This is a genomic window from Micromonospora sp. NPDC003776, from assembly GCF_053605645.1.
Map to the genome: position 1 here is coordinate 1 of NZ_JBSGJR010000018.1, position 12,575 is coordinate 12,575.

The window sequence follows — 12,575 nt, forward strand, 5'->3', positions numbered from 1 at the left end:
CGCGACTGGTCGGCGCTGGTCGCCGCCGCGCCGCCGCTGCCCGCCGACCACCCCGCGCCCGGCGTCGAGGACGTCGCGCTGCTGCAGTACACCGGCGGCACCACCGGCGTCCCGAAGGGCGCCGTTCTCACCCACCGCAACCTGCGGGCCAACGCCGCGCAGGGCCGCGCCTGGGTGCCCGGCCTGCGCGACGGCGAGGAGACCGTGTACGCGGTGCTGCCGCTGTTCCACGCGTACGGGCTGACGCTCTGCCTGACCTTCGCGGTGAGCATCGGGGCCACCCTGGTGCTCTTCCCCCGCTTCGACCTCGACCAGGTGCTCGACGCGGCCCGCCGCCGCCCGCCGACCTTCCTGCCCGCCGTCCCGCCCATCTACCAGCGGCTCGCCACCGCCGCCCGGGAACGCGGCGTGGACCTCACCTCCATCCGGTACGCCATCTCCGGCGCGATGGCGCTGCCGCCGGACACCGTCGACCTCTGGGAGTCGGTGACCGGCGGCCTGCTCGTCGAGGGGTACGGGATGACCGAGACCTCTCCCATCACCCTCGGCAACCCGGTCGCCCCGACCCGCCGCCCGGGCACCGTCGGCGTGCCGTTCCCGTCCACCGAGGTCCGCATCGTCGACCCCGAGGACCCGACCCGCGACCGCGCCCTGGGCGAGGCCGGTGAGCTGCTGGTCCGCGGCCCGCAGGTGTTCACCGGCTACTGGAACCGCCCGGCGGAGACTTCGAAGGTGCTGCTGCCCGGCGGCTGGCTGCGTACCGGCGACATCGTCACCATGGACGGCGACGGCTTCGTGACCGTGGTCGACCGGATCAAGGAGCTGATCATCACCGGCGGGTTCAACGTCTACCCGTCCGAGGTGGAGGAGGCGCTCGCCCGCATCCCCGGTGTCCGGGAGGCCGCCGCCGTGGGCCTGCCCGCCGCCTCCGGCGGCGAGGACGTGGTCGCCGCCGTGGTCCTCGACCCGGCCGTCGGCGCCGACCCGGAGTCGGTCCGGTCGGCCTGCCGCCAGCACCTCGCCGGCTACAAGGTGCCCCGCCGGATCGTCGTGGTCGAGGACCTGCCCCGCTCCCAGATCGGCAAGATCCTCCGCCGGGAGGTCCGCGACCGGCTGCTCGCCGAGGGGCCGGGCTCACGGTGACGGCGTCCCGGATCGGCCCGGTCCCGCGACGGCGGCCTGGAACAGCGCGGCTGTCGAACCGAGGTACGCGGCGAGCTCAGCCGGTCCGCTGACGTCGAACGGCAGCCCGATCGACGCCAGCCGCAGCGCATGCCATTCGAGGGTGTCCGGCGGTGCGAGCCACCGGCAGGTCCCGTGCGGCCGGTCGGCCAGGGTGCCCGGCGGCGGCCCGCCGAGCCGATCCACCACCTGGGCGGCCGTCGCGTGGATGACGACGTCGGCCGGGTACGTCGGGGCCATCTGCCTGGTCCGGTCGGCGACGAAGGCGGCGACGTCGCCGCCGGGTACGTCCCTCGTGACCGCTCGGGCACCGGTCGCGGCGGCCTTGGTGACCCGATCCAGACGAAATGTCCGCCAGTCGTCCCGATCAAGGTCGAAAGCGAGCAGGTACCAGCGCCGCCCGGCCGTCACCAGTGCGCGCGGCTCGACGTGCCGGCCCTCGTCGCGGTACCGGAACCGCAGCCGCTCCTGGTTGGCGATCGCCGCGGCGGCCACGACCAGTGCGTCCGGATCCACCGGCTCCACGGCAACCGAGTACGGGTGGGTCACAGTGGAGGAGGCCAGCGTGTCGACCCTGCGGCGCAGGCGGGCCGGCAGGACCTGAAGCAACTTGCCCATCGCCCGCACCGCCGCCTCGTCCACCCCGGCCACCGGCTGCGAAGCCGCCGTACGCAGCCCGATGGCCACGGCGATCGCCTCGTCGTCCTCCAGCAGCAGCGGCGGCATCGCCGCGCCGGCCGTCAACCGGTATCCGCCCAGCCTGCCCTGCTCGGCGTGCACGGGATAGCCCAGTTCGCGCAGCCGATCGATGTCGCGCCGCACGGTTCGGCCGGACACGCCGAGCCGCTGCGCCAGCTCGCTTCCCGACCACAGCCGAGGGGTCTGCAACAGCGACAGCAGGGACAGCAGTCGGGCACGCGCGTCGGACATGACCGCCATTCTGTCGCCCGACTAGGACGGGAACTGACCTATACGAGATCTACCGTGACCACAGTTCGCCACAACACGAGGAGATTCGCCATGAGCAGCACCGCACCCGCCGGGTACACGACCGTCGCGCCGTGGATCGTCACGCCGGACACCGGGCAGTTGCTGGATTTCATCACCGCGGTGTTCGAGGGGGTCGAGCTGGGGCGGGTGCCGCTGGAGGACGGGACGATCGGCCACGCCGAGATCCGCGTCGGCGACACCATCCTGCTCGCTTTCGACCAGCAACCGGACTGGCCGGCCATGCCGTCGCTGCTGCGGGTCTTCGTCGCCGATGCCGACGCGACGTTCGAGCGCGCGGTCACCGCGGGGGGCCGCGTGGTCACCGCACCGGCCACCCACGCCTTCGGTCAGCGGGGCGGCCGGGTACGTGACCCGTTCGGCAACATCTGGTGGGTCAGCAGCGTGGTCGAGGACGTCGCACCCGAGGTAGGGATGCGGCGGCTCGCCGAGCCGCGGTACGCCGAGGCGATGCGCGACGCGCAGGAGACCCTGGACCGGGAGCTGAGCGGCCGCACGGACAGCGTCGTCAGCCGCCCGGTGCTCGCGGAGCGCTAACCATTCTGCCTAGGGTGGGAGCGTGGTTGATCGGCGTCAGGTGATGAACTTCCGCGTACGGGCCCAGCAGCTCGACCGGGCCGAGGGGACGCTCGCGGACACCGCCGTGCTCGACATCGGGGCGCAGGACACCGGCCCGGACGGCGGCCGGTGGGCGCTGGCCGTACGCGGGCTCGACGTGACGGCGCTCTCCGGCGAGGACCTGGTCCTGCTCTGGACCGTGCGCGGCGCTCCCCACCTCTACCGCCGCGCCGACCTGCCGGAGGTGGCCGCCGCGGTCGAGCCGTTCTCCGACGCCGACGCGGGCAAGCGCATCTACGACGCCGCCAAGCCGTTGAAGGCGGCCGGCATCGGCAACCTGGCCGCCCTCGACGAGGTGGCCGCCCAGATGCGCGCCATCGTCACCAAGCCGACCGTCAAGGGAGACGTCTCCGGCCGCCTGGCCGAGGTGATGCCCGAGCCGTACCTGCGCTTCTGCCGGCCCTGCAACACCACCCACCTCTACGAGATGCCGTTCCGGCTGGCCGCCGTCCGCGCCGGGCTGGAGTTGCGACTCGACACGTCGCCGCCGGTCCTGCACCGCATCCCCCGGTTCAGGAAGGCGGCTGCCCCGGGCGACCGGTTCGACCTCATCCGCGCGTACCTGCGGCTGCTCGGCCCGGCCACCGCCAAACACGTCGCCGGCTACCTCGACGCCCCGGTCAAGGAGGTCAAGGCACACTGGCCGGAGGACGTGGTCGAGGTGACGGTGGACGGCGAAGCGCGCTCGCTGCTGGCCGCCGACGAATCGGCGCTGGCGTCGGCCGACGCCCCGGCGACCCGGCTGCTCGGCCCGTTCGACCTGTTCCTCCAGGCCAAGGACCGGGAGACCCTGGTGCCGGAGCCGGCCCACGCCAAGGAACTGTGGCCGGTGCTGGGCCGGCCCGGGGCCGTCCTGGCCGACGGTGACCTGGTCGGCACCTGGCGGCCCCGCAAGTCCGGCAAGGCGTTGAAGCTCGCCGTCCAGCCCTGGCGGAAGCTGTCCGACACCAGACGCAAGGCTGTGGTCGAGGAAGCCGAACGGCTCGCCGCGTACCGTGGCGTCGCCCTCGCCGGCGTCGAATTCACCTAGTTGGGGCCGGGTCGGGCTTGGCGGCGGCTGCGGTGGCGGCCCGCTCGATCGTCGCGCGCCGCGTCTCCCAGAATGCCGCGTCGTGCCTCATCGCATACTCGGCCACGGCACCGGCGGAGCCGTCGAGCTGTTCGCGCAGGATGTCGGCGTGGCCGGCGTGCCGGCTGGTCTCGGCGAGTGTGTGGACCAGGATGTTGAACAGCATCACGTGGGGGCTCGGCCACCAGGGCACGTAGCCGGGCGAGTCGATGGCCAATGCGTTGATCGTGGCGTCCGAATGCTTCCAGACACGACGGTAGCGGTCGATGATCTCCGCGCGCGTCTCCTGCTCGCTCGCCCACATGTCGGTCTCGTCCTCGTCGGCGTCGTCCCACTCCGGCAGGGGCTCGGGGAACGGCCGGTCGAAGACGTGGCCGAAGTACCTGGCCTCCGAGATCGACAGGTGCTTGACCAGGCCGAGCAGGTTGGTTCCGGTCACGGTGAGCGGGCGGCGGACGTCGTACTCGGACAACCCGTCGAGCTTCCACAGCATCGCCTCGCGGACGTTGCGCAGGTTGCGGTGCAGGTACTCCTTCGCGAATTCATCGATCATGCGCCCGAGCCTGCCATGTGCCGTCAGCGGGCTCGACCCTGATCCGTCACGCATCTTTTCCGCGGCGGCTGTCCGGAACCGGCGGTACCGATCGTCAAGGGTGTGGCGTCGAACCCGGAGGGCCGACCGGTCGCGGGACCCGTCGACGCCGTAACGACATGAGGAAAAAGCTGTGCGCCGATCAACCGCGCCGACGGAAACCGAGCTGCTCATCGCTCACCTGGACGGCCAGCGCCGGCACGTGCTGGGCATCCTGGAGGGTCTCGACGAGGCCGCCCTCCGCCGGCCCGTGCTCCCGTCCGGGTGGAGCTGCCTCGGCCTGGTGCGTCACCTCACCGAGGACGTCGAGCGGTTCTGGTTCCGCTGCGTCGTCAACGGCGAACCGGCGGCCATCGCCGCGCTGAGCCGGACCGCGGACGCCTGGCAGGTCGACGCGGACGTGCCGGCCGCCGAGGTGCTGGACCGGTACCGGCAGGAAGTCGAAATCGCCAACGCCGTCATCGCCACCGCCCCGCTGGACGCCGCCCCGGCCTGGTGGCCGCCGGACCAGTTCGGCGACTGGCGGCTGGGCAGCGTGCGCGATGTCATCCTGCACGTGATCACCGAGACCGCCTGCCACGCGGGCCACCTGGATGCGGTCCGGGAACTCATCGACGGTCGGACCTGGCTGGTCAACTCCGAGTGACGTCAGGTTGTCCGGCCCGGACAGTCCCGCCGGATACGGCGGTGCCTTCAAGGCCAGGCTCAGCAGGTGCCGTTCTGCACCGGATAGTGGATGACGACCGCACCACCGGTGGCGTAATTGGCGACATCGGCAGTCACCTGCTGGCCCTGCGGCGACGCCCTCGCCGCGGTCATTGCCGCAGCGTCAGCGAACTCGGCTTCGAAGACCGCGAAGTAGGGCGTCTGTCCCTGCGTCGCTGCCACCTCGAAGCTGTAGCGCCATGCGAGCAGGCCCGGCATGCGCGTGACCAGCGGGAGGTGGTGGGTTACGTAGTAGTCGCGGAAGTGGTCGGGATCAGCGGGCTCGGGATACAGGACCATCAGCTTGTGCATGACTACCTCCGTTCAGCGACGAGCGACCACAACATCCCCGGAGATCTCGGGTCGTCGCCATACCGCCACCACCTTTGATGCCCAGCCGGTCGCACAACCCGGTAGTGATCGCCTCACCAAGCCCCTCCCAGAGCGCTTCGAAAATCGAATCGTTGGGGCGCACGTTAGTGTGTCGGATATCGAAGCCGCAAGAGGGGACGGAACGACGGATGGCGGCACCCAGGCCGGGACGGGCGGTCCGAGGGTCGAGCACCGGCCGGCCGCTGATGGCCGCCCTCGACCTGTTCGGCCGTAGGTGGAACCTGCGGATCGTCTGGGAACTGCAACACGGGCCGGTCGGGTTCCGTGCATTGCAGGAGCGCTGCGACAACATGTCCTCCAGCGTGCTGCGACAACGGCTGACCGAGCTGCTCGACGCCGCCCTCGTCGAGCAGCATCCGGACACCACCTACGCCCTCACCGAGCTGGGCCACGGCGTCCACCGCGCGCTGCGCCCGCTCGTCCGGTGGTCCGCAGAGTGGGCCGCGACCCTCTCCGCCGCCGATTCCGAAGAGGGCCGCCAGCGCTTCTAGCATCGAAGCGCTGGCGTCACTCGGAATGCGCGTTGAGGGAGGCGTCATGGCACGGACAACTCCACCGGAACCGCCCTTCACGGCAGACGTGGCGGCCCAGCTCGCCGCGATGATGCCGCCCGGGCAGCCACCCATCGGCCTGCTCCGTACCTTCGCCAAGAACCTGCCGATGGCGGAGGCGACGACCCGGCGCTCCGCCGGGCTGTCGACGCGTTCGTCCGACAAATTCGCTACCCGGCGGCCAGAGCGCAGTGATACACAACCGAGGTGCAAGATATTTTGGAGTTCCCCGAGGTCCTGCGGCTGATCGAAGACCGCTCGGCCGCGTTCCGCGCCGCGATCGCGTCCGCCCCCGACCTTGACGTCCAGGTCCCGACCTGCCCCGACTGGACGCTGCGCGAACTGGCGCAGCACCTCGGCGACGGCCGCCGCCGCCAGGCCGCCATCATCGCGGCGGGCCCGGGCGCCGAGCCCCCGGCGAGGACGGACCCGAAGGGCGCCCCGACCGCGCCCCGCGACCGCGAAGCCCTGGACGCCTGGCTCGCCGAGTCGATCGAGCTCATGCTCGACGCGATGCGCGAGGCCGGCCCGGACCGCGGCTGCTGGACCTGGTGGGGCCGCTCGCAGGCCCCGGAGACCAGCGGAGCCGTGGCCCGGCACCAGATCCAGGAGATCGCCGTCCACACCTACGACGCCCAGCTCACCCAGGGGGCCGCACAGCCCCTGCCGACGGACGTCGCGGTCGAGGGCGTCGACGAGTTCCTGACGACCGTCGCGGCGACGACCGTCCCCTGGCCGTTCAAGCCGGCGACCATCGACCTGCACACGACCGAGGGCCGCTCCTGGCGCCTGACCCTCAACGCCGACGGCGTCCGCTGCGACGACCTCGCCGCCGACGCGGAGCCGGGCGACATGGCGATGCGAGGCGCAGCGAGCGAACTGGTCCTCTACTTCTACGAGCGCCGCCCGCTCGACGGCCTGGAGACCACCGGCGACACCGAGCCGATGGAGCAGCTCGCAGACTGGGACCCGAACGCGTAAAACGTTCACTTGTGGCGCATCTGTCGGTTGTGCGCGCGCTCCTGCGGGCGCCACTGGGACCGGGTCAGCGCAGGGCCTCGCGGCCGATAACGGCAGGCGGCACCGTGCTGACCAGTCAGTACCAGCTCTCCCGGGTGTCCAGCGTGGTCCGGTCCAGGCTCTCCAGCAGGTCGAACTGCGCCCCCGTCTTCGGCAGCTCGTACCGGAAGAAGTACCGCGCCGCCTGCCGCTTCCCCGCCAGGAACTCCCCCTCGGCCCCCTCCGGCGACCCCAGCGCCTCCCCGGCAAGCACCTGCTCCAACCACATCCACGCGATCACCACATGCCCGACCGCCTCCAGGTAGACCGAGGCGTTCGCCAGGGCAAGCTCCGCGTCCCCCGTCTCCCACAACCGCCGCGTCACCACCGCGATCCGGTCGACCGCGGCCCCGAGCGGGCCGGCCAGCTCGGCGGCGAACCCGTCCGCCTTCCACGCTCGGCTCACTGTCGCCCGGATCGTCTCCAGCAGCAGTTCCAGCCCCGCCCCACCCCGCATGGTGACCTTCCGGCCCAGCAGATCGAGGGCCTGGATGCCGTGGGTCCCCTCGTGGATCGGGTTGAGCCGGTTGTCCCGCCAGTGCTGCTCGACGTCGTAGTCGCGGGTGTAGCCGTACCCGCCGTGCACCTGGATGGCCAGGTCGTTGGCGGCCAGGCACCACTGCGACGGCCAGCTCTTGGCGATCGGGGTGAGCAGGTCCAGCAGCAGGTGCGCCCGGTTCCGGTCGGCCTCGGCGGGGGCGGTCTTCTCCTCGTCTAGCAGCCGTCCGCAGTAGAGGATCAGGGCGAGCGCGCCCTCGACGTAGCTCTTCTGCGCGAGCAGCATCCGGCGTACGTCGGGGTGCGCGATGATCGGCACCTGGGGCGCGGTGGGGTCCTTGTCGGCGACCGGCCGGCCCTGCGGGCGCTGCCGGGCGTACGCGAGGGACTTGAGGTAGCCGGTGTAGCCGAGGGCGGTGGCGCCGGCCCCGACGCCGATGCGGGCCTCGTTCATCATGTGGAACATCTGCGCGAGCCCCTGGTGCGGCTCCCCCACCAGGTAGCCGACCGCCCCGGCCCGCCCGTACGGGCGGTGGACGCCCTCGCCGAAGTTGAGCAGGGTGTTGGTGGTGCCCCGGTAGCCCATCTTGTGGTTGAGGCCGACCAGGACCACGTCGTTGCGCGCGCCGAGCTTCCCGTCGTCGTCGAGGAGCACCTTCGGCACGATGAACAGCGAGATGCCCTTCACCCCGGCCGGGCCACCGGGGATCCGGGCGAGAACCAGGTGGACGATGTTCTCGGCCAGCTCGTGCTCCCCGCCGGAGATCCACATCTTGGTGCCGGTGAGCCGGTAGGTGCCGTCGTCCTGGGGTTCGGCGCGGGTGGTGATGTCGGCGAGGGAGCTGCCGGCCTGCGGCTCGGAGAGGCACATGGTGCCGAAGAAGCGGCCCTCGACCATCGGCTTGACCCAGGTGTCGATCTGCTCGGCGCTGCCGTGGGTGAGCAGCAGGTTGGCGTTGCCGAGGGTGAGGAACGGGTACGCGGCGGTGGCGATGTTGGCGGCCTGGAACCAGGCGAAGCAGGCGGCGGCCACCGCGTGCGGCAGCTGCATCCCGCCGACCGACTCGTCCATGGTGGCGGCCAGCAGCCCGGTCTGGGCGAACCCGTCAAGGGCGGCCTTGACCTGCGGGATGGTGTGCACCCGGCGGCCGTCGAAGGTGGGTTCGGTGGCGTCGGCGGCCTTGTTGTGGGTGGCGAAGTGCTCGGCGGCGACCTGGGCGGAGAGGTCCAGCACTGCATCGAAGGTGTCCCGGGAGTGCTCGGCGTAGCGGGGCCGCTCGGTCAGCCGGGTGACGTCCAGCCAGTCGTGCAGCAGGAACGCCAGGTCGCGGCGGGACAGCAGGGTGGACGACGACACGGTGCTCCTTCCGTGGGCCGTCGTCAGCCGCGGCGCAGCCCCGCGACGGCCTCCCGAAGGTCATCCTGGCTGATCGGGGCGGCCGGCGCACCCACCGTGGCCTCCCGCATCGCCTTGGCGAGTTGCACCCGGCGCAGCACCTCGCGCAGGTCGGCGCCGGTGAGCCCGGGGGTGTCGGCGGCCAGCGCCACCGGGTCGACGTCGGCGGCGAACATCCGGAAGCCGGGCTGCTCGTGCCGGTCGATCAGCTCGCGGATCATCTTGGTGATGATCTCGGCGCGGCCGGTCTCGTCCGGGGCCGGGATGGCGATCTTGAGGTCGAAGCGGCCGGAGCGGATCAGCGAGGCGTCCACCCGCTGCGGGAAGTTGGTGGTGGCCACCACGATCACGTCCGGGTTCTCCTCGAACAGGGTGTTCATCTCCTGCTTGAAGATGCCGGCGACCGCGTTGACCGCCTGGCTGGCGGCGTCCCCGCCCGCTCCGGCGTAGCTGATGATGCTGTCGAACTCGTCGAAGAGCATCACGGTGGGCCGCCGGTAGCCGCGAGCCTCCCGAAAGATCCGCTTGATGTTGCGTTCCGAGCCGCCGAGGTACTTGTCCAGGATCTCCGGGGTGCGGATCTCCACGAAGTCCGCGCCGATCTCGTTGGCCAGTGCCCGGGCCAGCATGGTCTTGCCGGTGCCCGGCGGGCCGTACAGCAGGATGCCCTGCGGCCGCCGCGCGCCCCAGCGGGCCATCACCTGCGGGTGCCGGAACGACACCGCGACCTCGCGGAACCGGGCGACCACGTCGGCCAGGCCGCCGACCTGGTCGAGGGTCACCGCCGTGCTGCGGGCCGGCGCCGCGGTGGCCACGGACCGGCCCACCGTGTACGTCCGCCCGCGCAGCACGCTCGGCTCCGGGGTGTCGCCGGCCAGCTCGCGGACGGTCTGGAGCACCAGCCCCAGCACGGCGTGCAGGTGCGCCGGGGTGACCTCGGCACTGGGTATGGCGGTGCGGACGGTCAGCGCGCCGCCGTCCTGGCTGACCTTCGGGCGCAGCCCCAGCTCCTCGGCGGTGCGCAGCACGTCCTGGCCGGCGCGGTCGCGGGGCGGGTCGGCGAGCGCGGTGTCCGCGGGTCGCAGCCCCAGCCGCCGGCCGGCCTCGGCCGCCATCCGGCCGACCCCGGCGGCCAGCCCGTCCCCGGTACGCGCGGCGAGTCGTTGGGCCAGCAGCAGCCCGACCGGCCCGGCCAGGCCGAGGGCGAGCAGCCCGACCGTCGAGCCCGGCCCGTCCACCCGCAGGTACGCCTCGAAGCGGTGCACCCCGTCGGCGGCGCGGACGGTGCTGCGCACCTCGCGGACCGGGGCCGGGAAGTCGGTGCCGGCCAGCAGCTCGACCGGACCGGCTTCGGCGGCGGTGAGCAGCGCGGCGGCGTCCACGACGGTGACCCGGGCGCCGAGCAGCGTGATCGTCTCCTGGTCCGGCCTGACCTCGTACCCCATGCGTTCACGTCCCTCGCTGCGGCGGTCCCCGTTGCCGAGTCTGACACCGCCCCACGGCCGCTGCCACCGCATCGCCCCGCCGGCCAGGCGCCGGGCGCTGGTTCCTCGCAGGCAGCGGCGAGCCGCACGGCGGTCCCCCGACGGCCTCCCGCCGGCACTCCGGGCCTGTCCAGACGGCCGGCGCACCCACACCGTGGTCTCCGCCATCGCCCTGGCCCCTTGCGGCAGGAAGGCGGGCATATGCCGCACCAGCGGCCCGGAAGCGGTCGGCGTTCGGCGGAAATTGCGGCCGGGGTCAGCCGCGGAGCGCTCGGTTGTTAGGTTCTTCCCTGGCGTTTCCATGGGGGTCGGGGAGAGGGGCGCACGCATGTCGCAGGCGAGGTGGCCGGCCGACGGCGAGGGCCGCGACCGGCCGATGGCCGGCGGCATCGATCGGCGGGAATCTCCCGCCGCACCACAACCGTCCGGCGCCGTCTACGGCCGCCGGCCGGACGGCCCACCGAACCCGGGCCCGGATGACCCGGCGAGGGCCGGCGGCCACGTGTACGGCCGCCCGGCCGTACCGCCGCCACCCGGTCCGTGGGGCGGCCACCCTCCCGCGGCTGGTCGCGCGACGCCGGTCGCGGGTGCCGTCGGGCGTCACCCCGCCGCTGGTCAGGCGGGCGCGCCGGGGACCGGCCATCCCGCCGACGACCGAGCCGCCGGGCCCTACCTCCCCGCCGCCGACCGGGGCCAGGCTGCCGGCCCGGCGAAGAAACGCCGCCGGATGCTCCCGCTCGTCGTGCTCCTCGTTCTGGTCGCTCTGCTCGGCTCGGGTGGCGCGGTGCAGCTCACCCGGGAGCTTCCCGCCGCGACCGTCACCACGTCGATCGCCGCCACCCTGCGCGTCCCCGGTGAGCTGCCGGCCCTGCCCTGGCCGCGGCGCGGTTCGGCGGAGCTGATGATCGAGGGACTGGGCCGGCTCGGCGGGTCGGGCGGCGGCGGGGCCGAGCCGATCGGCAGCGTGGCCAAGGTGATGACCGCGTACGTGATCCTCAAGGAGCACCCGCTGAGCGGGGAGGACGAGGGCCCGACCCTGACCGTGACGGCCGCGGACGTGGCCGACTACCACGCCCGGATTCCCAGCGGGCAGTCGTTGGTGCCGGTCGTCGCCGGGGAACGGCTCACCGAGCGGGACGCGCTGGAAGCCCTCATGCTGCCCTCGGCGAACAACATCGCGCACCAGCTCGCGGTCTGGGATGCCGGCAGCGAGGCGGCCTTCGTCGACAAGATGAACGCCGCCGCCGACGAGTTGGGCCTCAAGGACACCCGCTACACCGACCCGAGCGGCTTCCTGCCGAGCACCGTCAGCACGGCGGCCGACCAGGTCATCCTCGCCCGGGCCGCGCTCAAGATGCCGGTCTTCGCCGCCATTGTCGAGCTGCGCGAAGCCACCATCCCCGTCGCCGGACGGATCAAGAACTACAACGACCTGCTCGGTGTCGAGGGCGTGTTCGGCATCAAGACCGGCTCCACGGACGAGGCGGGCGGCAACCTCGTCTTCGCCGCCCGGCTGAAGGTGGGCACGCGTACGTTGATCGTGGTCGGCGCGGTGTTCAACCAGCCCGGCGCCAACACTCCCGAGCAGCTCGCCGCGGTCAACACGGTGGTCCGCCGGCTGCTCGTGGCGGTGCGCCGCACCGTCAAGGAGTACACGTTGCTCGCCGCCGCCCGGGCCGGTGAGGTGCGGACCGCGTGGCGCGCCACCGCCGCGGTGAGCCCGGCCGAGGCGCTGAAGGTCGTCGGCTGGCCGGGCCTGGCGGTGCCGGTCCGGGTCGTGACCGACGCCCCCGGCGCCCGGGTCAGCGCCGGTCAGGAGGTCGGCTCGGTCGAGGCGGCGGGCCGGCGGGTCCCGCTCCGCGCCGACACCGCCACCGCCGAGCCGTCGCTGTGGTGGCGCCTGACCCGCCGCCCGTAGCGCTCGCCGCGATCTGACGCCTCCGGCAGGCGGCAGGTCGCGGTTTCCGGCTCACCGGGCACCGCCCCCTGACGCCTCCGGAATGCGGCAGGTCGCGGTTCC

General features: G+C 72.7%; 12 protein-coding genes. 7 read left to right on the plus strand and 5 right to left on the minus strand.

What is annotated here, in order from left to right:
• Positions 1 to 1,143, plus strand: a 1,143-nt coding sequence (locus tag ACWEVO_RS03270; protein ID WP_452305942.1) for an AMP-binding protein, incomplete at its 5' end; no start/stop codon positions are given.
• Here ACWEVO_RS03270 and ACWEVO_RS03275 read toward each other — a convergent pair.
• Positions 1,135 to 2,112 (minus strand): helix-turn-helix transcriptional regulator, encoded by a 978-nt coding sequence (locus tag ACWEVO_RS03275; protein WP_452305943.1) that lies wholly within the window; start codon positions 2,110 to 2,112, stop codon positions 1,135 to 1,137. The genes ACWEVO_RS03270 and ACWEVO_RS03275 overlap by 9 nt on opposite strands.
• 90 nt (positions 2,113 to 2,202) lie before the next feature.
• Here ACWEVO_RS03275 and ACWEVO_RS03280 point away from each other — a divergent pair, with 90 nt between their 5' ends.
• Together ACWEVO_RS03280 and ACWEVO_RS03285 are read left to right on the plus strand one after the other, a co-directional pair.
• Positions 2,203 to 2,727: a VOC family protein gene (locus tag ACWEVO_RS03280; RefSeq protein ID WP_452305944.1), complete on the plus strand. Its 525-nt coding sequence runs from the start codon at positions 2,203 to 2,205 to the stop codon at positions 2,725 to 2,727.
• 22 nt (positions 2,728 to 2,749) lie between these two features.
• The gene (locus ACWEVO_RS03285; protein ID WP_452305945.1) at positions 2,750 to 3,838 is read left to right on the plus strand and encodes a winged helix DNA-binding domain-containing protein; all 1,089 of its coding nucleotides are present in this window, start codon (positions 2,750 to 2,752) and stop codon (positions 3,836 to 3,838) included.
• Here ACWEVO_RS03285 and ACWEVO_RS03290 read toward each other — a convergent pair.
• Complete coding sequence (locus ACWEVO_RS03290; protein ID WP_452305946.1) at positions 3,831 to 4,430, minus strand: DinB family protein; 600 nt, start codon at positions 4,428 to 4,430, stop codon at positions 3,831 to 3,833. The two genes, ACWEVO_RS03285 and ACWEVO_RS03290, sit on opposite strands and share 8 nt — an antisense overlap.
• Before the next feature lie 172 nt (positions 4,431 to 4,602).
• Between ACWEVO_RS03290 and ACWEVO_RS03295 the strand changes: the two genes are divergently transcribed.
• Entirely contained in the window at positions 4,603 to 5,115 is a 513-nt protein-coding gene (locus tag ACWEVO_RS03295) for a DinB family protein (RefSeq protein ID WP_452305947.1), read from the plus strand.
• A gap of 59 nt (positions 5,116 to 5,174) precedes the next feature.
• Here the strand turns inward: ACWEVO_RS03295 and ACWEVO_RS03300 are convergent, their stop codons facing one another.
• Positions 5,175 to 5,486: an EthD family reductase gene (locus ACWEVO_RS03300; protein ID WP_452305948.1), complete on the minus strand. Its 312-nt coding sequence runs from the start codon at positions 5,484 to 5,486 to the stop codon at positions 5,175 to 5,177.
• A gap of 209 nt (positions 5,487 to 5,695) precedes the next feature.
• Here ACWEVO_RS03300 and ACWEVO_RS03305 point away from each other — a divergent pair, with 209 nt between their 5' ends.
• Together ACWEVO_RS03305 and ACWEVO_RS03310 are read left to right on the plus strand one after the other, a co-directional pair.
• Entirely contained in the window at positions 5,696 to 6,058 is a 363-nt protein-coding gene (locus tag ACWEVO_RS03305) for a winged helix-turn-helix transcriptional regulator (protein WP_452305949.1), read from the plus strand.
• A 267-nt stretch (positions 6,059 to 6,325) separates the two neighbouring features.
• Positions 6,326 to 7,099, plus strand: a complete 774-nt coding sequence (locus ACWEVO_RS03310) for a maleylpyruvate isomerase N-terminal domain-containing protein (protein ID WP_452305950.1) — start codon at positions 6,326 to 6,328, stop codon at positions 7,097 to 7,099.
• Between the two features lie 115 nt (positions 7,100 to 7,214).
• Here the strand turns inward: ACWEVO_RS03310 and ACWEVO_RS03315 are convergent, their stop codons facing one another.
• Both ACWEVO_RS03315 and ACWEVO_RS03320 read right to left on the minus strand, forming a co-directional pair.
• Positions 7,215 to 9,032, minus strand: a complete 1,818-nt coding sequence (locus ACWEVO_RS03315) for an acyl-CoA dehydrogenase (protein ID WP_452305951.1) — start codon at positions 9,030 to 9,032, stop codon at positions 7,215 to 7,217.
• Positions 9,033 to 9,055: 23 nt separating this feature from the next.
• The gene (locus ACWEVO_RS03320; RefSeq protein ID WP_452305952.1) at positions 9,056 to 10,516 is read right to left on the minus strand and encodes an AAA family ATPase; all 1,461 of its coding nucleotides are present in this window, start codon (positions 10,514 to 10,516) and stop codon (positions 9,056 to 9,058) included.
• A 766-nt stretch (positions 10,517 to 11,282) separates the two neighbouring features.
• Between ACWEVO_RS03320 and ACWEVO_RS03325 the strand changes: the two genes are divergently transcribed.
• Positions 11,283 to 12,473 (plus strand): D-alanyl-D-alanine carboxypeptidase family protein, encoded by a 1,191-nt coding sequence (locus ACWEVO_RS03325; protein WP_452305953.1) that lies wholly within the window; start codon positions 11,283 to 11,285, stop codon positions 12,471 to 12,473.
• Positions 12,474 to 12,575 lie beyond the last annotated feature (102 nt).

Excerpts from the sequence above, each read along its gene's own strand:
- ACWEVO_RS03275 (WP_452305943.1), bottom strand. The coding sequence starts at position 2,112 with ATGTCCGACGCGCGTGCCCGACTGCTGTCCCTGCTGTCGCTGTTGCAG.
- ACWEVO_RS03280 (WP_452305944.1), top strand. The coding sequence starts at position 2,203 with ATGAGCAGCACCGCACCCGCCGGGTACACGACCGTCGCGCCGTGGATC.
- ACWEVO_RS03290 (WP_452305946.1), bottom strand. The coding sequence starts at position 4,430 with ATGATCGATGAATTCGCGAAGGAGTACCTGCACCGCAACCTGCGCAAC.
- ACWEVO_RS03300 (WP_452305948.1), bottom strand. The coding sequence starts at position 5,486 with ATGCACAAGCTGATGGTCCTGTATCCCGAGCCCGCTGATCCCGACCAC.
- ACWEVO_RS03305 (WP_452305949.1), top strand. The coding sequence starts at position 5,696 with ATGGCGGCACCCAGGCCGGGACGGGCGGTCCGAGGGTCGAGCACCGGC.
- ACWEVO_RS03320 (WP_452305952.1), bottom strand. The coding sequence starts at position 10,516 with ATGGGGTACGAGGTCAGGCCGGACCAGGAGACGATCACGCTGCTCGGC.
- ACWEVO_RS03325 (WP_452305953.1), top strand. The coding sequence starts at position 11,283 with ATGCTCCCGCTCGTCGTGCTCCTCGTTCTGGTCGCTCTGCTCGGCTCG.